Annotated in this window: 20 protein-coding genes; 9 read left to right on the top strand and 11 right to left on the bottom strand. The window is 71.7% G+C overall.

Annotated features, from left to right (window positions below; all coding sequences use genetic code 11):
- Positions 1 to 2: 2 nt before the first annotated feature.
- Complete coding sequence (locus EYW40_RS12185) at positions 3 to 659, bottom strand: helix-turn-helix domain-containing protein (protein ID WP_135821871.1); 657 nt, start codon at positions 657 to 659, stop codon at positions 3 to 5.
- A 104-nt stretch (positions 660 to 763) separates the two neighbouring features.
- Between EYW40_RS12185 and EYW40_RS12180 the strand changes: the two genes are divergently transcribed.
- Both EYW40_RS12180 and EYW40_RS12175 read left to right on the top strand, forming a co-directional pair.
- Positions 764 to 2,383, top strand: a complete 1,620-nt coding sequence (locus EYW40_RS12180) for a spermidine synthase (protein WP_135821870.1) — start codon at positions 764 to 766, stop codon at positions 2,381 to 2,383.
- Positions 2,384 to 2,560: 177 nt separating this feature from the next.
- A complete protein-coding gene (locus EYW40_RS12175; protein WP_135821869.1) occupies positions 2,561 to 4,006 on the top strand; it encodes an MATE family efflux transporter in 1,446 nt (481 codons plus the stop codon).
- 34 nt (positions 4,007 to 4,040) lie between these two features.
- Here the strand turns inward: EYW40_RS12175 and EYW40_RS12170 are convergent, their stop codons facing one another.
- A complete protein-coding gene (locus tag EYW40_RS12170; protein WP_135821868.1) occupies positions 4,041 to 5,183 on the bottom strand; it encodes an AI-2E family transporter in 1,143 nt (380 codons plus the stop codon).
- A 138-nt stretch (positions 5,184 to 5,321) separates the two neighbouring features.
- Between EYW40_RS12170 and EYW40_RS12165 the strand changes: the two genes are divergently transcribed.
- Genes EYW40_RS12165 through EYW40_RS12150 form a run of 4 tightly spaced genes read left to right on the top strand, consistent with a single transcriptional unit; the run spans position 5,322 to position 10,746 of the window.
- On the top strand, positions 5,322 to 6,434 hold the full coding sequence (locus EYW40_RS12165) for a thiamine ABC transporter substrate-binding protein (RefSeq protein WP_135821867.1): 1,113 nt from the start codon (positions 5,322 to 5,324) through the stop codon (positions 6,432 to 6,434).
- 25 nt (positions 6,435 to 6,459) lie between these two features.
- Positions 6,460 to 8,286, top strand: coding sequence for an ABC transporter permease (locus tag EYW40_RS12160; RefSeq protein WP_135821866.1), 1,827 nt, complete (start codon positions 6,460 to 6,462; stop codon positions 8,284 to 8,286).
- Positions 8,279 to 9,322: an ABC transporter ATP-binding protein gene (locus tag EYW40_RS12155; RefSeq protein WP_135821865.1), complete on the top strand. Its 1,044-nt coding sequence runs from the start codon at positions 8,279 to 8,281 to the stop codon at positions 9,320 to 9,322. Before EYW40_RS12160 ends, EYW40_RS12155 begins: the two co-directional genes overlap by 8 nt.
- 32 nt (positions 9,323 to 9,354) lie before the next feature.
- A complete protein-coding gene (locus EYW40_RS12150) occupies positions 9,355 to 10,746 on the top strand; it encodes a hypothetical protein (protein WP_135821864.1) in 1,392 nt (463 codons plus the stop codon).
- Here the strand turns inward: EYW40_RS12150 and EYW40_RS12145 are convergent.
- Both EYW40_RS12145 and EYW40_RS12140 read right to left on the bottom strand, forming a co-directional pair.
- Positions 10,743 to 13,160, bottom strand: coding sequence for an ATP-dependent DNA helicase (locus EYW40_RS12145; RefSeq protein WP_237560601.1), 2,418 nt, complete (start codon positions 13,158 to 13,160; stop codon positions 10,743 to 10,745). The genes EYW40_RS12150 and EYW40_RS12145 overlap by 4 nt on opposite strands.
- 53 nt (positions 13,161 to 13,213) lie before the next feature.
- Complete coding sequence (locus EYW40_RS12140) at positions 13,214 to 13,645, bottom strand: PaaI family thioesterase (protein ID WP_135821863.1); 432 nt, start codon at positions 13,643 to 13,645, stop codon at positions 13,214 to 13,216.
- Positions 13,646 to 13,786: 141 nt separating this feature from the next.
- Between EYW40_RS12140 and EYW40_RS12135 the strand changes: the two genes are divergently transcribed.
- Positions 13,787 to 14,335, top strand: coding sequence for a DUF1684 domain-containing protein (locus tag EYW40_RS12135; protein ID WP_135821862.1), 549 nt, complete (start codon positions 13,787 to 13,789; stop codon positions 14,333 to 14,335).
- A 75-nt stretch (positions 14,336 to 14,410) separates the two neighbouring features.
- On the opposite strand, the gene EYW40_RS12130 is transcribed toward EYW40_RS12135, so the two are convergent.
- Positions 14,411 to 15,133 carry a CPBP family intramembrane glutamic endopeptidase gene (locus EYW40_RS12130; protein ID WP_135821861.1) on the bottom strand — a complete coding sequence of 241 codons (723 nt, stop codon included), beginning with the start codon at positions 15,131 to 15,133 and terminating at the stop codon, positions 14,411 to 14,413.
- Positions 15,134 to 15,226: 93 nt separating this feature from the next.
- Entirely contained in the window at positions 15,227 to 15,907 is a 681-nt protein-coding gene (locus tag EYW40_RS12125; protein WP_135821860.1) for a class I SAM-dependent methyltransferase, read from the bottom strand.
- Positions 15,908 to 16,016: 109 nt separating this feature from the next.
- On the opposite strand from EYW40_RS12125, the gene EYW40_RS12120 reads away from it, so the two are divergent.
- Both EYW40_RS12120 and EYW40_RS12115 read left to right on the top strand, forming a co-directional pair.
- Positions 16,017 to 16,460 (top strand): DUF2391 family protein, encoded by a 444-nt coding sequence (locus EYW40_RS12120; RefSeq protein ID WP_135821859.1) that lies wholly within the window; start codon positions 16,017 to 16,019, stop codon positions 16,458 to 16,460.
- Between the two features lie 78 nt (positions 16,461 to 16,538).
- On the top strand, positions 16,539 to 17,117 hold the full coding sequence (locus tag EYW40_RS12115; RefSeq protein ID WP_135821858.1) for a DUF7090 family protein: 579 nt from the start codon (positions 16,539 to 16,541) through the stop codon (positions 17,115 to 17,117).
- Positions 17,118 to 17,143: 26 nt separating this feature from the next.
- Here EYW40_RS12115 and EYW40_RS12110 read toward each other — a convergent pair whose 3' ends face one another.
- The 5 genes from EYW40_RS12110 to EYW40_RS12095 all read right to left on the bottom strand — a co-directional run bounded on the left by EYW40_RS12110 (position 17,144) and on the right by EYW40_RS12095 (position 19,847).
- Positions 17,144 to 17,920 carry a DUF7089 family protein gene (locus EYW40_RS12110; protein WP_135821857.1) on the bottom strand — a complete coding sequence of 259 codons (777 nt, stop codon included), beginning with the start codon at positions 17,918 to 17,920 and terminating at the stop codon, positions 17,144 to 17,146.
- Positions 17,920 to 18,009 carry a hypothetical protein gene (locus EYW40_RS20515; protein ID WP_449271850.1) on the bottom strand — a complete coding sequence of 30 codons (90 nt, stop codon included), beginning with the start codon at positions 18,007 to 18,009 and terminating at the stop codon, positions 17,920 to 17,922. The genes EYW40_RS12110 and EYW40_RS20515 overlap by 1 nt, the downstream gene beginning before the upstream one ends.
- Before the next feature lie 99 nt (positions 18,010 to 18,108).
- A complete protein-coding gene (locus EYW40_RS12105) occupies positions 18,109 to 18,819 on the bottom strand; it encodes an OapC/ArvC family zinc-ribbon domain-containing protein (RefSeq protein ID WP_135821856.1) in 711 nt (236 codons plus the stop codon).
- A complete protein-coding gene (locus EYW40_RS12100; protein ID WP_135821855.1) occupies positions 18,819 to 19,202 on the bottom strand; it encodes a DUF2073 domain-containing protein in 384 nt (127 codons plus the stop codon). Before EYW40_RS12100 ends, EYW40_RS12105 begins: the two co-directional genes overlap by 1 nt.
- A 3-nt stretch (positions 19,203 to 19,205) precedes the next feature.
- Positions 19,206 to 19,847, bottom strand: coding sequence for an Era-like GTP-binding protein (locus tag EYW40_RS12095; RefSeq protein WP_135821854.1), 642 nt, complete (start codon positions 19,845 to 19,847; stop codon positions 19,206 to 19,208).
- Between the last annotated feature and the right edge of the window lie 577 nt (positions 19,848 to 20,424).

Here is a 20,424-nt window from a genome sequence, read left to right as displayed (position 1 = left end):
GGCTACTCGCCGTCGGCCGCCGGGACGAGCGTGCTGCCGATGAGGTTGCGGTAGCCGCGTTTCAGCCGCGCCGACACCGCCGTCCGGGAGATGCCGAAGCGGTCGGCCAGTTCCTGCAGGGTCGTCGCCCGGGGGTCGTCGTAGTACCCCTCCTCGAAGGCGAGCAACAGCGCCTCCCGCTGTGCCGGCGTCAGGCCGTACCGGCCGCCCAGTTCGTTCTCCGAGAGCGTGTGCAGGCGCGTGAGCGTGACGTCGACGCCGCAGGCCACACAGCGCCGCCGGAAGTCCGCGACCGCGTCGGCGTCGTCGCCGCGGAGTTCGAAGGTCCACTCCGCGGCCGTCCCGGTCGCGCGCAGCAGCGACGCGTCACTGTCGGCGATGCAGGTGACGAGGCCGCGTGCGTCGCTGTCCCACGCCACCCGGTACAGCGACACGTCCGGCGTCGTGTCGACCAGTTCCATCCCGGCCAGGTCGGGGTGTGCCCCGATGGCCGCGGCGACGTCGTCGACCGCGGCGTTCCGGACCCAGACGTACGGGATCACCGTGTCCGTCGTCGGGACGATGCGGTCCAGTTCCATCGTCGCCGCCGGGAGGTCCTCGAACAGGCTCCCCAGCGGGAAGGCGTCCGCCGGAACGGTAAACGACGCTATCGTGGCCATGTACGTGTGACCGTCCCGCCGGTGAAAAGCGAGGGGTCCACGCGACGGCGCGGCCGGGGCCGGTTCCCCAACGCTTAGTGCCGCTTGGCCCCTTGGACCGCCCGATGGAAAGCACGTCAGGCCGTGTCCCCGCCGCGCCGTCGAAGCCGGAGACGGCGGTGTTCGTCTCCGGCGTCGCCAGCATGGGGCTGGAGATACTCGCGGGGCGGGTCGTGGCCCCGCAGTTCGGGAGCAGCATCTACACCTGGGGGAGCATCATCGGCGTGTTCCTCGCCGCGCTGAGCCTCGGCTACCACGTCGGCGGGAAACGCGCCGCCACGGAGGCGACCAACGAGCGGCTGGCGGTCCTGCTCGCCGGCACGGCCGGCTACGTCGCGGTGCTCATCTTCGCCGGCGACCTCCTGCTCGCGAGCGCGGCGGCGTTCCCGCTCCCGGCGCGCTACGCGTCGCTGCCCGCCATCGTCCTCCTGTTCGGCCCGCCGACGTACCTGCTCGGGTTCATCAGCCCGTACGGGGCCGAACTGACGCGGGCGGACGGGATCGGCGCGGCCTCCGGCCACGTGTACGCCGTCGGCACCGTGGGGAGCCTCGTCGGCGCGTTCGGGACGACGTACTTCCTGATCCCGTCGCTGTCGGTCGACCTGATCGGCCTCGCCTTCGGCGCCTCCCTCGTCGTGACCGCGGCGTGGCTGCTCTTTCCCTCGCCGGAGCGCCGGCCGGCGGCCGCCGTCGCCGTCGTGACGCTGCTGCTGGTCGCCGCCGTGCTGGCCCCGGCGGTCGGCTACTCCGTCCGCGGCGAGGTGGTGTACCAGACCCAGACGCCGTACCAGGAGCTAGAGGTCATCGACAGCGGCGACACGCGGACGCTGTACCTCGACGGCCAGCGCCACAGCGCGATGGACAAGGACGCCCCGACCCGCCACGTGTTCGAGTACACGCGGTACTTCCACGTCCCCATGCTCGTCGCCGACGACGTGGACCGGGTGCTGTTCGTCGGCGGCGGCGGTTTCACCGGCCCGAAGCGGTTCGTCGAGGAGTACAACGCGACCGTCGACGTGGCCGAGATAGACCCTGAGGTGATAGACGTCGCCCGCGAGTACTTCCGCGTCCCCGAGACCGACCAGCTGAACGTGTACAACGAGGGCGGCCGCCAGTACCTGCAGGAGACCGAGAAGACGTACGACCTGATCGTCCTCGACGCGTACAAGCGGGACAAGGTGCCGTTCCAGCTGACCACGGTCGAGTTCATGCAACTGGCGAACGACCGCCTCGACGAGGACGGCGTCCTGCTGGCCAACGTCATCTCCGCCCGGAACGGGCCGGCCTCGAAGTTCTACCGCGCGGAGTACAAGACGATGGAGCGGGCGTTCCCGCAGGTGTACGCCTTCCCGACGGCGGGCGCGGCGTCCGTCCAGAACATCGAGCTGATGGCGACCAAACGCGACGGGCAACTCACCGAGGCGGAGCTACGGGAACGCAACGAGGAGCGCGACGTGGGGCTCGACCTGTCCGACGAGATAGCGAACTTCGAGCGGTCGGCCGAGACGGACGGCGTGCCCGTCCTCCGGGACGACCGCGCGCCGGTCGACAGCCTGCTCGAACCGATGGCCGGCCAGCGCTACGTCGTCGAGGAGACCGGGGACGGCGACGACAACGAGTCCGAGGCGCTCGCGCCGCCGCCGCTCCGGGCCGACGCCGCCCGCGGGCCGGCGGTCGCGGGCTGACGCGTCGGGTCCGGGCGGCCGTCCCGTCCGCGCCGGGAGCCGTCGCTATAGCAGCCGGATTCGGCTTGCGTGAAACGACTCGTTCGGGGCGAGTGCGGGCGTGACGGGGTGTGTGGGTCCGAAACGAACGGCGTTCGCATCGCAACCCCTTTGTTTCGGTTCGAAATACGATCCGCCGTGCGACGCGTTCCGAACCCCGTCCGGCTGGTCGTCCTCTGGATCGGCCTCGCGCTCGCCCGCGCCGGCCTGATCTCCGGCGAGCGGGCGCGCCGGACGACGGAGTTGGCCTGGCCGCGGATCCTCACCGGGATCGCGCGGATGTCGAAAAACGCCGTCGACGTGGCGATGGTGGGGCTGGCGGTCGGCCCGCTCGCCATCGCCGGCGTCGGCTTCGCCACGCCGTACTGGGGGATCGCGTTCTCGCTCGGCGGCGGGTTCGCCGGCGGCACCATCGCGCTGGTCTCCCAGCGCTACGGGGCCGACGCCCACGGCGAACTGGGGCAGGCGATCCGCACCTCCGTGGCGCTCGTCCTCGCGGTGACCGTCCCCGTCGCCGTCGCCTTCTACCTGTTTCCCGCCGACCTCATCGGGGTGATGTCCGACGACGCGCGGACGATCCGCCTCGGCGCGGACTACCTGCGCGTGCTCGCGTTCGGCGTGCCCTTCGCGGGGCTCAACCTCGTCGGCAGCCGGATCTACATCGGGATGGACGACGCGTACACGCCGATGCTGGTCCGGGCGGGCGGCGCGGTCGCCAACGTCGTCGGCAACGCCGTCCTGATCTTCGGACTGGGGATGGGGGTCGTCGGCGCGGCGCTGGGGACGGTCGCCGCCAACGTCCTCGTCACGACGGCGTTCGCCGTCGGGCTGGCGGCCGGGCGGCTCCCCGGCACGGGCGACCTGGGCGTCAGCGTGCGGTTCGCCGGGCGGTACGTCGACCGGGGCGTCCTCCGCGACCTCTTCGACATCGGGCTCCCGGTCGTCGGCCGGAACCTCGTGTGGACCGTCGCGAAGTTCCCGATGCTCGCCATCGTGGGCCTGTTCGGCCCGACGGTCGTGGCCGGCTACGTCATCGCCCGCCGCATCTGGGGGATCATGAACACGCCGGGGTGGGGCTTCGGGCTGGCCGCCTCCAGCCTCGTCGGGCAGGAACTCGGCGGCGAGGACGAGCGCGCCGCCGAGGCGTACGCCCGCGACGTGATCCGCTTCTCGGTGGCGACGTACGCCGTCGCCGCGGTCGCGATCGGCCTGTTCGCACGGCCCATCGCCATCGCGTTCGTCGGCGACGCCGGCGACCCGTCCGTGCCGGTGGCGACGGCGTTCGTGTACGCCGCCTGCGTCGCCTCGATCCCGCAGGCGGTGAAGGGCGCGACCGCGGGGCCGCTTGACGCCAGCGGCGACACGCGCTGGCCGTTCTACAGCCAGGCGGTCGGGATGTTCGCCGTCGCGCTCCCGCTTGCCTACCTCGGCGCGACGACGGCGCTCGGGATCGCCGGGCTGTACCTCTCGTTCGTCGCGGAGACGGCCGTCCCGGCGGCGATCAACTACCGGCGGTTCGCCACGGGGAAGTGGAAGGCGATCAGCCGGGAGTTCCGGCCGGACGCCGTGCCCGCCGACGACTGAGGCGGGCCGACGTCCGGCGGTCCGACTGGCCCCTTCACTCCGCGTCGCTCGGGGCGTCGCCCGGCCCCGGCGGGGCGGGGGAGTCGGACGGCGCGGCGGGCGGGTCGTCGTCCGACGCCGGTCCGTCCGTTTCGTCGGCATCGTCCGGTCCCTCGGCATCCGTCCCCCCGTCCTCCGTGAGCGTCGACTGCCGGTAGCCGCCCGTCTCCGCCGACAGCAGTTCGACCCCCTCGACGAGCAGGGCCACCGCGAGCGGGCCGGCGATGATCCCGATCGGGCCGAGGGTGAGCAGGCCGCCGGTGAAGCCGATGAAATACAGCGTGCTCGGCATGTCGGCGCTCCGGCGCGCGAGCCGCGACCGGATGACAACGTCGGGGAGGTAGCCGACGAACACCGCCCCGGCGACGCCGACCAGCGCCGCCATCGCGACGTTTCCGGCGAGCAGTTCGTACGCCACGAGCACGCCGAGCAGGACGCTCGGCCCGACGATGGGGAGGAACTGGAGCACGCCCGCGACGACCGCGAGCGTCACCGCGCCGGAGTAGCCAAGCGCCAGGAACAGCACGAGCGCGACGGCGAACGTGCCCAGCGCGGTCGCGGCCTGGAGCACGTAGATGGCGAACAGCGTCGACCGGGCGCGCTCGTGGAGCGCCTCGACGACGCCGCGGTACTCGACGGGAACGGTCCCGACGGCCGCGCGGTAGGCGCGGTCGCTCCCCAGCAGGAAGCCGAACACGACGAACGCAAACAGCGCGAACTTGATCCCGAGCACCGGCGTCGCGGCGGCGACGTCGACCGCGATGTCCCCCAGATACCCCGCGACGATCGACCGCGCCTCGCCCGCTTCGATGACCCGGCTGTAACCGAGGAACTCGATCTCGACCGCGGAGGGCAGGCTGCGGAACAGGTCGAGCAACTGGTCGCGGCGGCGGTACAGCACGCCGACCAGCGGCGTGAACACGGCCAGCGCCGAGAGGAAGGCGAGCGCGGACGTGGCGACGCTCGCCCACCACGCCGGGACGCCGCGGGCGACCAGCCGGCGGTACACCGGCGCGAAGACCGCCGCCACCGTGACCGCGAAAAACACCGTTGCGAGCACGTCCCGGAGGATGAACGCCGCGACGAGCGCGAGCGCGGCGACGACCCCCGAGAGCACGTACCGACGACTGCGTGACACGGTTTGTGCTCTCGCCCCGGTGACAAAACCGTTCCGCCACGCCCCCCCATCCGACGGCGGGCCGGGGACGGCGACCCCCGCCCACCGACGCCGTCGCGGATCACCGACGTTAAGACCACCCAGTTCAACCACCGAGTAATGAGACGGCGAACCTTCCTGACGGCGACCGCCGGCGTCGCCGGCACGGCGCTCGCAGGGTGCATAACGCAGACCGACGACGGCAACGGCGGCGACGACGGGGACGACGTGGAGACGCTGACCACCCCGGAGAGCTTCGAGGGGGAACTCACCGTCGCCACCTACAGCGCGTTCGTGGACTCGCCCAGCAGCAGCCCCGGCCAGTGGGTGAAAGAGCGGTTCGAGGAGGAGTTCCCGGACGTGACCCTGAACTGGAAGGTCGCGGAGAACGGCGTCAACGAGTACGTCCAGCGGGCGGGCCGGGACGCGAGCATCGACGCCGACGTCTACCTCGGGCTGAACGTCGACGACCTCGTCGTCGCCGACCGGGAACTCGACGACTCGCTGTTCATGAGCAGCGACGTGTACGAACTGGAGAACGGAGGCGCCGTGAAGGACGACCTCCGGTTCGACCCGCAGTCGCGGGCGATCCCGTACGACACCGGCTACATCGCGCTCGTGTACGACGAGAACGAGGTCGACGAGCCGACGAGCCTGGACGACCTGACGGCCGACCCCTACGATGGCACGTTGCTGGCCCAGAACGCCCAGGACAGCGACCCCGGCCGGGCGTTCATGCTGTGGACCGTCGACGGATACGGCGAGGACGGCTACCTCGACTACTGGCGGGACCTGGTCGACAACGACGTGCGGATCTCCAGCTCGTGGAGCGACTCCTACGACGCGTACAGCCAGGGCGAGCGCCCGATGGTGGTCTCCTACTCCACCGACCAGGTGTACGCCAACCGCTACGACCAGGACATGAGCCGCCACCAGGTCGCGTTCCCGAACGGACAGGGGTACGCCAACCCGGAGGGGATGGCCGTGTTCGAGGCCTCGGACTCGCCGGCGCTTGGCTTCGAGTTCCTCGATTTCGTCCTCTCGCCGGCGGTGCAGGGCGAGATCGCCGTCCGCAACGTCCAGCTGCCCGCGACCGACCACGCCGACCTCGACTCGGAGTTCGACGAGTACGCGCTCGAACCCGACGAGACGGTGATGTTCGACTACGAGACGCTGTCGGGCAGCCTCGACGGCTGGGTCAGCGAGTGGGCCCGGGAGATCGCCGGGAACTAACCCGCGGGCCGCCCCTGCTTTCAGCGTGAGCCGTACAGGTCGGGTCGCCGCGGCGCTCGAACGCCACGCGGTCGGCGCGGTCGCCGCCGCGGCGGCCGTCACCATCGCGCTCGTGTTCTACCTCCCGGTGGGGATCGTCCTCTCGGAGGCGGCGACGGTCGTCCCGGGGGTCCCGCCCCGGGTCTCGGTCGCGCCGCTCGCCGACGTGCTCACCGACGAGTTCTACGTGGGCGCGCTGGCCGGCGTCGCCGCCGACCCGCTTGCCGTCCCGCGGCACGCGGGCAACGTCGCCGCCTGGGCCGGCGCGGTCGCCGCCGGCGACGCCGGCCTCCCCGACTTCGGGCTGTTCGGCTTCACGGCCTACCAGGCACTCGTCTCGACCGCCGCCAGCCTCGCGCTCGGCCTCCCGGGGGCGTACGTCCTCGCCCGCTTCGAGTTCCCCGGCCGGCGGACGCTCCGGTCGCTGACGATCCTCCCCTTTATCCTCCCCTCCGTGATGGTCGCCATCGGCTTCGTCGCCACGTTCGGCCGGCGCGGCGTGCTGAACGACGCGCTCGCGGCGCTCGGCCTGCCGCCGGTCGACCTCATCGGGAGCCTCGCCGTCGTGGTCGTCGCCCACGCGTTCTACAACGCGCCGCTGGTGACCCGCGTCACCGTCGCCGCGTGGGAGGGGGTCGACGCCCGCGCCGTCGAGACCGCGCGGAGCCTCGGGGCGGGCCGCCGCCGCGCGTTCCTCGACGTGGTCGTTCCCCAGTTGCTCCCCGCGGTGCTGACCGGCGCGCTGCTGACATTCGTGTTCACGTTCATGACGTTCCCCATCGTGCTGGCGCTCGGCGGCCTCGAACTCGCCACCGTCGAGGTGTGGGTGTACGCGCTCCTGCGGAACCTGCGCTACGAGGAGGCGGCGGCGCTGGCCGTCCTCGAAACCGCCGTGTCGCTGGCGCTGACCTACGCCTACCTCCGCTACGAGGCGGCCCAGGCCGCGGGGAGCCGCGGCGCGAACCCGCCCGAGCGCGTCCCGCTCGTCCCGTCGGCCCGCGCGCTGCTTTCGCCGAGCCGGCTGGCGGTGATGGCCTACGCGGCCGTCGCCGCGTTCGTGTTCCTCGGGCCGATCCTGAGCATGGTGTGGACGAGCGTCGCCGGCCCCGACGGCCCGACGCTCGCCTACTACGAGTTCCTCGTGCAGCGCCAGGTCGAGGGCACCGCCGTCCAGACGAAACCCTGGCCGGCGGTCCGCAACTCACTGACGTTCGCTCTCGGCGCGCTCGTCGTCGCGCTCCCCATGGGCGTCGCCGTCGCCCTGCTGACGACCCGCGAGTTCCGCGGGCGGACGGTCCTGGGCGCGATAGCGATGGGGCCGATAGCCGTCTCGGGCATCGTCACCGGCGTCGGCCTCCTGCTCGGGCCGGTGTTCGGCATCCCGCTCGGCGGGGGCTACCGCCTGCAGGTGACGGGCGCGATGGCTATCGTCGCCGCCCACGCCGTCGCCGCGTACCCGTTCGTCACGCGGTCGGTCGCCCCGCCGCTCGCCCGGCTTGACCCGGCGATGGTGGAGTCGGCGCGGGCGCTCGGCGCGAGCCGCGCCCGGGCGCTGCTGGACGTCGAACTGCCGCTGGTCGCCGCCGGCGTCGTCGCCGGCGCGGCCTTCGCCTTCGCGATCAGCGTCGGCGAGTTCGATTCGACGGTCATACTTGCGGAGGGCGCGGACAGCTACACGATGCCAGTCGCCGTCGAACGCTACCGCGGCCGCCGGCTCGGCCCCGCGACCGCGATGGGCACCGTCCTGCTCGTCGTCACGAGCGTCAGCTTCGTCGTCATCGACCGCCTCGGGGGGCGGTTCGAGGATGGTTGACATTCACCTCGACGGCGTCTCGAAGCGCTACGACGGCGCGACGGCGCTCTCCGGCGTCGACCTCGACGTCGCCGACGGCGAGTTCTTCACGCTCGTCGGCCCCTCGGGTTGCGGGAAGACGACGACGCTGCGGGCTATCGCCGGCTTCGAGGAGCCGACCGAGGGGGCCGTCCGCTTCGGCGACCGGGAGATGGCGGGCGTCCCCCCGGAGGAGCGCGACGTCGGGATCGTGTTCCAGTCCTACGCCCTCTTTCCCCACATGACGGTCGCTGAGAACGTCGCCTACGGCCTGCGCTTCCGGGACCCGCCCGGCGACGCGACGACCGACGAGCGCGTCGCCGACCTGCTTTCCCTCGTGGACCTCCCCGAGATGGGCGACCGCGACCCCGAGGAGCTGTCCGGCGGCCAGCAGCAACGCGTCGCGCTGGCCCGGGCGCTAGCCCCCGGCCCGGAGGTACTCCTGCTGGACGAGCCGATGAGCGCGCTCGACGCCCGCCTCCGGGAGCGCCTCCGGCGGCAGGTGAAGGCGATCCAGTCCGAACTCGGGATCACGACCGTCTACGTCACCCACGACCAGGCGGAGGCGCTGGCGGTGTCCGACCGCGTCGCGGTCATGCACGACGGCCGCGTCGAGCAGGTCGGCCCCCCGGAGGACGTGTACCGCCGGCCCGAGCGCCGCTTCGTCGCGGAGTTCGTCGGCGAGAACAACGTGTTCGAGGGCCGGATCGCCGGCCGCGACGCCGCCGGGACCACCGTCGACGTGAACGGGCGCTCGCTCCGGATCCCGCCGGTCGAGGCGTCGGCGGACGACCGGGTGACGTTCTGCGTCCGGCCGGCCGCCTTGGACCCCGACGAGGTGACGAACCAGCTCCGCGCCGACGTGCGGACCGCGGAGTTCCTCGGCGAGGCCGTGCGGGTCCACGCCGACTGGAACGGGCGGGAGCTGGTCGTCCGGCTCCCGGACGCGCCGAGCGGTGACCGCGTGACCGTCGGGTTCGACCCGGACGCGGTGCACGTGGTCGGGACGGACGGGTAAGTATTTACGCCGGACGCGGGACGGTTTTCCCCATGCGATCGACGCGAAGATCCGTCCTGCGGGCGGTCGGCGCGGCGGGCGTCTGCGGCGTCGCGGGGACGGCCGCGGCGCGGGGACGGTCGACCCGGTCCGACGAGGGCGCGTGGACCCACACGTACGACGCCGACCACACGGAGTACGCCGACGCCGTGACCCGGACGAGCGACGGCTACCTGCTCGCCGGGCGCTCGAGCGACGACGGCGACACGCTGGAGTACTTCGTCCTCGAACTCGGCCCGGACGGCGACCGGCGGTGGGCGACGGCGTTCGAACACGACGTCCGGGGCACCGTCGAAGCGGTCGTGGCGGCCCCGGACGGCGCGGTCGTCGTCGGGACCGACCTCGGCCCGAGGGACGCCGTCACCGCTTCGTGGACGCCGTGGGCCGCGAAGGTCGACGACTCGGGCGTCGCGTGGACGTACGGGAAGGACCGCGACGCGGTCGAGCGCGACCACGTCCTCGGCGGCGCGACCCGGGCGGGCGACGGGGATGTCGTCGTCGCCGGCTTCGTCGGCCTCAGCGACGCGGACGCCTGGATGCTCCGCCTCGCCGCGGACGGGAGCACAACCCGCGAGGACACCGCGGACCTGGACCGGTCCTCGACGTTCCGCGACGTGGCCGCCGTCGGCGACGGGGGCGTGGTCCTCGGCGGTTCCGTCGGCGGCCCGCAGGACCCGACCGCTCGGCTCGTCCGGCAGGCCGCCGACGGGACGACGACGTGGGAGCGGACGTACGACGGCGCGGAGCGGCCCCGACTCGCCGACGTCCGGTCGGTCGCGGTCGACGGCGACGGGTTCGCACTCGGCACGACCGGCGTCACCGGCGGCGACGCCGGGCCGACCGTCGCCCGCGCCGACGGCGACGGGGCGCTCCGGTCGACGGCCTACCTGTTCGCTTCCCCGGCAACTGCGGTGGGGGCGGTCGCCCCCGTCGACGGCGGCTACCTGGCCGGCGGGAACTTCGTCCTGGAGGACAGCGAACACGACTACTGGCTCGCGGCCGTCGGCCGCGACGGGGGCGTCCGGTGGGCCGCCCGGTACGCCGACGGCGGCTACCTGGGCGGCCTCGTCGGCGACGGCGCGAAGGGCCTGTTCGCCGGCAGCGACGGTGACGACGCGGTCGGCCGCCGGTTCGACCCCGCGGGCGCGCCCTGGGAGCCGGCGGCCGAATCCGGGGGCGGGACGACGACTGCGGCCGGCACGACGAGCGGGACGGACGGCGGCGGGGCCAGCCAGTCGAACGGGTCGGAGGCCGGCGACGCCGAGAGCGACCAGCCGAGCGGGTCCGACGACGAGTCGAACTCCTCGGGCATGCCCGGCTTCGGCGTCGGCGAGGCGGCCGCCGGCATCGCGGGGCTGGAACTGCTCCGCCGGCGGCGGTCCTAGTCGACGCCCGACCAGAACCGGTCCAGCCCCAGCGAGAGCATGTCCGGGCTGACGGGCTGGAACTCGTCGGTTTCGGGGAAGTACTCGCGCACGCTGTCCCAGGAGTCACGGGCGTAGCGCTCGTCGACGAGGACCCGGACCCCCACCTCCTCGGGGCCGCGGATGACGCGGCCGATGGCCTGGCGCGCCTTGCGGACCGCCGGGATGGTCAGCGCGTACTCGAACCCGCCCCGGGAGCCGGATCCGCCACCGCCGAACTGCCGGTCGTAGGCGGTCCTGACCGCCCGCGTTCGGGGGCTGGCGGTGTTGATGATCGGGACGCCACAGACCACCGCCGCGCGGAGTTTGTCGCCCTCGTAGTCGACGCCCTCGGTGAGCGTCCCGCGGAGGCTCGTCACCAGCACCTTCGCCTCGCCGGCGAAGAAGTCGCCCTTCAGCGTCTCGGTGGCGTCGTCGCCGCTGGACTCGTCGATGAGGACGGGCTTGTCCACGCGCCCGCGGAGCGCCGCCGCCATCCACTCCGCCTCCGCGTAGTTGGGCATCCCGACGAGGACGTTGCCCGGCGACCGCGCGACCTCCGCGACCGCGTCGGCGTACGTCCGGCGGGTCCGGGCGTGTTCGTCCGCCGCCTCGCCGCCTCCAGCGCCCGCGCCGTCCGGCGTCGGCCCGCGGTTCTCGTAGGTGAACTTCGGCGCGGCGACGGCGAAGCTCTCGCGGTTCTCCGCGGGGAAGTCGAGGCCGTACGTCCGCTCGACGACGGGGCGTTCCCCCTCGCGTTCGAGGTGGCGCAGGCCGGTCACCTCGGCGAACACGTCCAGCGGTTCCAGCGTCGCGCTCATCAGGACGCCGCCGCCGAAGTCCGCGAGGCGCTCGCCGATGGCGTCGCTGGGCACGCAGTTGTGCAGGGCGAGGCTGGCGTTGTACGCCCGCCGCCACGAGCCGTCCGGTTCGGTCCGGTCCCACGTCCGCTCCAGGTCGATCTCCCGGAAGTAGTGCTCGTGGTCGTTGCGGTACCACTCGCCGAGGACGCGGCCGGCCGCCGGGGCCGCGCGGGTCTTCTGCTCGTCCTCGGCCTCGTCGAGGATGCGCTTGACGACCGCGCCGACCGCCTCGGCGCGCGCCCAGACGCCGCCGTCGTACCCCTCGCGCTCGGCCCACTCGGTGATCGCGTCCGGCTCCGGCGTCTCCGGGTCCCGGAGCGGTATCTCCTCGTCGGGCAGGTCCGAGAGGTCCGCCTTCCACCCGCGGTGCTCGCGTTCGAGGTGGGCGGTGACGCGGCGGTCCAGTTCGTCCCGCAGGTCCCGGACGAACGCGCGCGTCTCCTGCAACTCGGAGAGGGTCACGTCGCTGTCGGACAGTTCGCCCCGGATCAAGTCCGCGTCCTCTCGGGCGGTGTCGCGGTCGTTCGCGTCGTCGAACTGGAGCGGCTGGATCACCCGCGACAGCTCCGTCTCCGCGTCGCGCAGGGTGGCGTCCGCGACGCCGTCGCTCACCAGGTCCCGGACGCGCGGTTCGAGCATGTGCGCCTCGTCGCAGACCACGAACGTCGAGTCGTCGAGCAGCGCGCCGGTGAACGACCCCGTCGTCGTCGGGTCGAACGCGTGGTAGTAGTTGCCGATCACCACCTCGGCGTGGCCCAGCATCGCGCCCATCATCGAGTGCGGGCAGGTGCCGTGTTCGACGGACCGGGCGACCAGTTCGTCCGGCGTCAGCAACCCCGCGGCGGTGAAGTCGAACGGGACGGCCTCGCCCGGGTCGCCGTCCTCCGGCAGGTCCGCGAGGTACTGCGCGTAGAACGGGCAGTACTCGGTGTCCTCGAACTCGGGCATCTCGCGGGGGTACGGCGACGGCTCGTCCGCCGTTTCCAGATACGTCGCGCCGCCGGACCCCGAGTCGGCAAGTCCCACCTGCTGGCTCCGGGCGTCGGCGGCCAGCGCGTCGGCCGTGGTCGGCCCCTCGCCCGTCAGCCCGCGCGTGCGGTCGCGCAGGTCCTCGCAGCGGTCGTACACGTTGTCGTCGTCGATCCGGCCGGCGTTCTCGCGGTTGTACGGACAGACATCGGCCTTCCCGACGAGCGTCAGCCCCGACACCGGGCGGTGGTCGTCGGGCAGGTTCCCGTTTATCGTCCGCAGGTCCTCCTCGAACTGGCGGAGTTGCTGCTTGACGCTCGTAAGCACCAGCACGCGCTCGAAGTCGCTGTCGGGGTCGCGGACGAGGTGGATCCCCGCCGTCAGCGCGAGCATCGTCTTGCCGGTGCCACAGGCTCCCTCGAGGGCCAGAAAGCCGCCGTCGCGGGCCGTCTCGACCGCCGTCTCGACGCCGTCGACCTGGTCGTCGTACGGCTCGTCGTGGCCGAACACGTCGCGCCAGGAGCCTGCCATCGTCGTGTCGTCTACCACCGCCGCGTCGGGCATAGGGCTGTCGAAGCAGTGGCCGCGGCTTCGGGTTTAAATCCCCGGGCGGGCGGCTACTCCCCGCCGTCCGTCCACGTCGTCTCGCCGTCGCCGCCGCCGGTCTTGTACACCCCGCGGGCGTCAGCCACGGCCCCGCCCTCGCCGTCGGTCACGTCGACGGAGACGACGGCGACGCTCCCGCCGTCCCGCACCACCTCGGCCTCGGCGCGGAGGCGGTCGGTGCCCGGCGAGAGGTAGTCGATCCGCATGTCGACCGTGGGGGTCGGTTTCGGGTGGAGCGAGTACACCGCCGCGCCGCCGACGGTGTCGGCCAGCGAGTACGTGACGCCGCCGTGGGCGACGGTCGTCCACGGGACCGAGGAGTGGCCCTCCTCCAGTTCGAGGGTGCCGACGGCCCGGCCGTCGCCGGCCGACTCCATCTCGATGCCGAGTCGCTCGACGAACGGCAGTTGCGAGAACAGTTCCACCGCCTCGAAGTCGTCCATACCCCACCCCACAGCCGCGGGGGAAATAAACTGTCCGGGCGTCGTGGGTTTTCCCACGGGACAACCACCGCATCTGCCGGTCCTCGCCCGCGACGGCCGCCAGACGCAACCGTTACCCGCCGCCGCGGCCAACGTCCGGGCATGACCGAGACGTTCGACGCGGACGCCTGGCGGCGGGAACTGGAGACACAGCGCGAGGAGAAGGACCGCTTTTTCGACGAGCACCGGCAGTCGCCGATCCCGCCGGAGGAACGCGACGACTTCGACGGGCTGGACTACTTCGACCCGGACCCGGACTACCGCGTGACGGCGACGGTAACCGTCCACGACGACCCCGAGCCGGTGACGATGGACACGACGGCCGGGACGGAGGTCCGGTACCTGCGCGAACTGACGCTGACGTTCGAGGTGGACGGCACCGAGCAGGAACTCGCGGCGTACCGCCAGGAGGGCGACCGGCAGTACTTCGTCCCGATCCGCGACAAGACGACGGGACAGGAGACGTACGAGGGCGGGCGGTACATGGAGTTCGAGAGCGACGAGGACCTGACCGACGGCGACGAGATGACCCTGGATTTCAACCTCGCGTACTCGCCGTTCTGTGCCTACAGCGAGACGTTCGCCTGCCCGCTCCCGCCCGAGGAGAACTGGCTGGACGTGGCGGTGCGGGCCGGGGAGAAAGCGCCCTGACCGTCGCTGGCGGGGTTGCGAGGACCGCCGTTCCGGGCGAGGACAGTCATAGGGGGCCGGTCGGCCGGAACGTGGCTACGCCGCCTCCGGCCGGACGGAGTCGACCGTCGTGTCGTCGAGGTCGCGGGCGACCGACGCGAGATTTATGGTCGCGTGAACCGCGACCGCCGGGAGCAGGCTCCCGGTGACGGCGACGACGCCCGTCATCCCGAGGGCTATCGCCACGTAGAACGCGAGCACGAGGGGGTTGAGGACCGCGAGGCCGTGCGAGAGCGCGAACGCGAGCGCCGCGCCGAGCACCGCCGCGGGCCACGGGAGCCCCAGGCCGAGCAGGCCGGCGACCGCGACGCCGCGGTAGAGGAACTCCTCGCAGACGCTCGCGGTGACGCCGCCCGCGAGGAACCAGAGCGCGCGTTCGTACCCGTCGGCCGGGTACGTCGTGGTGTAGTCCGTCGGGGCGTCGGCCCGCGGGACCGCGGGCGTTCGCAAGGCGACGTAGCCGTACCAGGCTGCGGCGACGAGGGCGAGGCCGGCGCTGGCCGCGGTGACTGCCGTCGAGGGCGTTCGGACGCCGACCGTCGCGAGCGAAGCGTCGGCGGCGACGAGGACGGCGACGGCGACCCCGGCCTGTGCCCACCGGAGCACCACCGAGGCGCTCCAGTAGGCGGTCCACGCCCGGTGGTCGTGGTCCGTCCAGAGGCGACGCGACCACGGGGTGAAACTGTGCACCACGTCGAGGAGGGGCAGCCCGAGAACCAGGGCGACGCCCCATGCGGGAAGGGAGCTTTCGGGGAGCACGCGTGGGAGCCGATAGATCCCCCCACGACAAAAATTTAGGCCGTGAACGGCGGTATCGAAGCGGATCCCCCCGTTCAGGGCGACGAGGCAGCGTCAGGGCGCGACGCCGACGGTCAGCAGCGTGCCGTACTCGCGGTAGCGCTCGACCATGTCCTCGCGGGTCTCCCAGCTATCGGTCGGGAACTCCTCGGCGGGCGGGATCTCGATCTCGTCGTCCGGGATCGTGTCCTGCTCGGCGACGTGTAGGCCCGCCTCGCGGAACGCCTCGCGGTACTCGGACCGGCTCCAGCGGGTCATGTCGACGGCGATGTTGTCCTGCCACTCGTGGGAGTGGACGTTCTCCTCGTAGTAGTTCACCGCACAGAAGAACGTGCCGCCGGGCCGGAGCACGCGCCGGACCTCCCGCAGCGTCTCGTGGGGGTCGGCGGCGTAGTAGAAGGCCTCCATCGACCAGACGTGGTCGACCGAGCCGTCGGCGAAGGGAAGCGACCCGAAGTCGCCGACGACGTAGCCCACGTCGGGGTCGTCGGTGTACTCGCGGGCGTTGCGGGTCATCTTCGGCGCGCCGTCGAGGCCGTAGGCGCGGCTCGCGTCCTTGGCCTCCCGGAGCGCGCGGCCGGCGTAGCCGCTGCCACAGCCAAGGTCGAGGACGACGTCGCCCGGTTCGACCGGCATCCGCGCGAGGGCGTGCTTGGCGGTGTGCCAGTGTCGGTCCTCCATGCCGCGGTCGCGGCCGTCCGCGGCCCACTCGTCGAACTCGGCGCTGACGCTCATGGGGGAGACGAGACGACGCGGGGACTAAACGGATCCGGACGAGGCCGGGACCGGTCCCGCGCGGGAGCGAGTCGCGGGGCTTTTCATCCGTCCCCCCGGGAACAGGGGTATGGTCGGCCGTCGCAAACGCTACCGGATCGCGGACTCCGCACAGCAGGTCGTCGGCGGGTTCCTGCTGGCGGGGCCGTTCGTCGTCACCGAGGAGGTGTGGGTGCTCGCGGCCAACATGACGTTCTGGCACGCCCTGGTGACGGTGGGGATCGTCGCCGGGATCGGCTACGGCGCGCTGTACAAGGCCGACGCGGGGCGGGACCCCGACACCGAGGCGGAGGTCGCGGGGATCCCCGTCCGGTTCGTCTCGCTGATGCTCGTGTCGTACGGGTCGGTGTTCGTGCTCGCGCTGGCGCTGACCGCCCCGACGACGTTTCTGGTGGAGGCGGAGATCCTCACGGACCCGACGCGCACCGGGGTGGTCCTGACGACGATCAAGGCCGTCAGCGTCGGTGCGATCTTCAGCGTCGTCGGCGCGGCGACCGCCGACAGCGTGTTCTGAGGTCGCGGGGGTCCGGACCGCTCACCGGCGATCACCCGGTCCAGCAGTCTTAAGTCCGTCCCACACGCTTTCCGGTGTATGGATTACGAGCTGGCGATAGACGGCAGCCCCGAGACGGTCCCGGGCGGGACCGGCGTGCTCCTGTTACATCCGAGCACGGGCGAGACGGACCGCATCGACACCGACTTTCTGAAGCGCGACACGGACCGATTCCTCGTGATCTCCACACGAACCACTGCCCGGGAGGTCATGCAGAAACTCGACTACTACGACGTCGACGAGGACCGCGCGGTCGTCCTCGACACGCTCTCGGTCGAACGGGGCTACTCGCGGCGCAGCAGCGAACACGTCCACTACGTCGGTGCCCCCGACGACCTCGACGGCATCGTCGAGCAGACCGAGGAGTTCCTGACGAGCCACGACGGCAAGCGCCGGGTGAGCCTCGACTCGATCACGGAACTGGCCTACTACGCCGGCGAGGAGGCCACGCAGGACGCGATCCGCGAGATCCTCGCGCTGCTCGACGAGCACGACGCGGTCGGCCTGTTCCACCTCGCGACCGAGGTCCACGACGACGAGGTCGTCGCGTCGTACCGCGACCTGTTCGACGGCGTCATCGACTTGGACGAGGACGGGAGCGTCAGCGTCGACTTCTGACCGGCGCGGCCCATCGCGCCCGGCCGCTACAGTTCCTCGAACGTCTTCTCCGCCCAGGTGACGGCGTACTCCGCCCCGTGGTGGCGGTACGCGCTCGTCGCCAGCGCCGCGAACGGCGCGGGCAGGTCGAGGTCGTGTTTGATCGCCGCGCAGGCCAGTTCCGTCGCGTCGGCGAAGTCCGTCTCACCCCGCGCGACCTCGCCGGGCAGGCCGTCGACGCGGCCCGCGATCCGCTCGCCGGCGTCGACCCATGCCTCGCCGACCCGGGGGTGGTCGGCCGGCCAGTCCGCGAACGTCTCGCGGGTGTGGCAGCCGAGCCAGCCGTCGTACAGCGCCGCCGCCACCTGATACGTCGCGTTCGGCGACAGCGGGAGCGCGTCGTCGAGGTCGCGGTAGCGCTCGCCGAAGAAGGGCAGGAAGCCCTCGGGGGCGTCCAACCCGACCTGTACGAGCGCCTCCGCGACGAGGAAGTCGACGAACGACTCGGGCGACCCCTCCACCCGCGGCTTGACGAGGACGACGGGCGGGTCGGTCTGGCGCGTCCAAGCGACGCTCCCGTCGCCGGGCAGGCCGATCGTGAACTCGCTCCCGGCGTACCGGGCGAGCAGGCGCGGCGCGTCGTCGGGGAGCCACGCCGCCGGGTACGTCGCCGGGTCGAGCGAATCGACCAGCAGCCCCAGGTCCTCGGCCTGTTCCGGCGGCAGCGTCTCGAAGTCGCTGGCGGCGGAGAGGACCAGCGCGTCCGGCGCGTGGGCGTCCCGGACGGACGCGACGTCCTCTCCCAGGTCGCGCTCCTCGAACATCAGGCGAGCAGCGACTGGACGACGAGCGCGACCGCCAGTAGTCCGGAGATCCCGATGGTGCCGAGCACGACTTTCGTGGCTTCGCTCATGGTCGGGTGGAGAACCCACGCGCGCTTAAAACCAGGGCAATCGCGTCGGGACGAGAGACGGTACACGGTACGGGGCGGAGGACGCCGAGGTGGCGGACGCTACGCCTCCTCGTCGGACCGCCAGGTCTCGGGAACTTCGATGACGTAGCGGCCGTCCTCCTGCAGCGAGATGATGTACTCGTCGCGGTCGTACAGCTCCATCAGGTTGAGTTCGTACCGGCCGGGCTGGACGATCTTGATGCTCTCGAACTGCTGGTTGAGCTCCTCGCGGAGCTGTGAGAGGTCCGGGCGCTCCTCGTCGGGCGTGTCCGCGATGGTCCCGCCCGTCGGGGCCGCCGGCTCGCCGGCGTCGCTCGGCGGCGAGCGCTCGTCGAGCGCGGGTTCGGGCGGGTCGTCCGGGAGTTCGTCCTGCGCGACCACGCCGCTCCGGGCGTCGGCCTGTGCGGCGTTCTCGTCGTCGGCCGCCCCTGCCGTGCCGTCGGTCGCCGGGCCGGCGTCGGCGGTGGCGCCGTCCGTCGGGTCCGTGCCGGTGGACGACGCGTCGTCGGTCCCGACCCAGTCGCGGACCGTTTCGCGTGCGCGGCCGACGGTGCCCGTGGCTCCGCCGTCGTCCGACGGAGTCGCGTCGGGGACGTCCCCTCCGTTCGGGTCGGCGGCCTCGGCGCTCGCGTCGGCCGCGGCGCCACCGCCGTCCGACCCGCCGGACGGGTCGAACTGGAACTTGTTGCCGCCGCAGTCCGGACAGCCCGACAGCATCTCCTTGGAGCCGTCGGCGAACGTCCGGCCGCAGTTCGTACACTCGTGGGGCATTATCTGCGGGAGACGAGGGCGCTGATGAGCGTCTCGTCCTTGTGTAGCGTCTGGATCTGGTTCGCCGGGCCGATGACGGTCAGCTTGTTCGTCGACTCCCGCCCCATCAGCCGGTCCAGGAAGCTCGCGTCGTCGGTCTGGGCGCGCGGGTACGTCTCGATCTCGATCCCGTTGAACCCGTCGGGGCTGATCTCGGTCATCGTCACCTCGATCAGCCGGCTCTCCTCGTCGGGGGAGAGTCCCTCCTCCAGGATGACGATGTTGCCCTCGTGGACGCCGTCCAGGATCATCCGGATCTTCTCCATGCTCGTCATCCCGGCCATCCGCTCGCCGCTGATGAGGTCGATCTGGACGCCGTCGTCCGATTCTTTGGACTCAGGCATGGTTCACCCGAAGTACTCCGCGATCTTGTCGTACACTTCGTCCATGTTGTCGCCCTCCAGCGCGGAGAGCGGGACGGTCTCGTGCTGGGGGAAGGCGTTGCGGATGCGCTGCTCGCTGGAGTCCTCGAGGTCGATCTTGTTGGCGAAGATGAGCACGGGGAGATCCCGGCTCTCGATGATGCCGATCAGCATCGTGTTCACCTGCGTGAACGGGTCCTCGGCCGAGTCGAGCACGTAGATGACGCCGTCGACGTCCTCCCGGAGCCAGTGCATCGCCTCGGCGACCCCTTCGGTCGCCTCCCGGGAGCGACGCACCGCGTCCTCCTTCTCCATGTCGAACTCGGTGAACTCCTCGTAGTCAACCTTCGTCGTCACGCCGGGCGTGTCGACGATGTCTATCGTGACCGACTTGCCGTTGCGCTCTATCTCGACGTCCTCCTTCCGGCGCGCCCGCCGGGTCTCGTGGGGGATCTGGCTCTCCGGCCCGACGGCGTCGCCGGTCCAGTCCCGCGCGATCCGGTTGGCGAGCGTCGTTTTCCCCGCGTTCGGCGGCCCGTAGATGCCGATCCGCTTTGGCTCCTCCTCCGAGAAGAGCCGCTCCGTCGCCCGTGAGATGCTCTGTCTGAGTCCGTTTATCAGTCCCATCCTGTCCTCACGCACCCGTAGGTGCTTGTCCACGTAACGACACCGGATTCACTTAAGCCTACGTCAGACACGTATCCGCCCCGAACGGAGCGATCGACGGCGGCCCGCCGCGCAGTACCGCGATCGTGGATCGGCACCCGCCGTTCGTGTCCGCCAACCGATCGGTCCAGCGACCGACGATGCGGCCCGGACGTGCCGGATAGCGAGCGGGTCCCCGCAGGTAGCGGGACGGATCCCCGTTGCGGGGTGTCGAAGGGAGTGCGCCGTGAAGGGAGTGGCGACAGTGGTTTCCAGTTGAAACAGAGGGGTGTTAGGTCATGTAGAGTGCGGGTTCAGTAGGTCATTCGAACCCAGACATTCCCTTCTTTCGTGTGGAGGCGAAACGGTGGGGGGTAACGGGCCAGGCCAACGGGGCCGACCATACCGGAGACGGTTGAGAGACCCCTCGAACCCCGACGGATCTCGAACGCCGTTGTACGGGGAAGAAGGACGAGGGTGACCCCCCCACCCCTTCGTTTCGGGTGGAACGGTCGAAGGTGGGGTGGGGGTGTCTCCGGCAGTCTAGAGTGGCGTGGTT

Source organism: Halostella litorea (genome assembly GCF_004785955.1).
In the GTDB taxonomy this organism is placed as follows: domain Archaea; phylum Halobacteriota; class Halobacteria; order Halobacteriales; family Natronoarchaeaceae; genus Halostella; species Halostella litorea.
The sequence above is the reverse complement of the archived record's forward strand: the minus strand, read 5'-3'. Positions and strand labels throughout refer to the sequence as shown.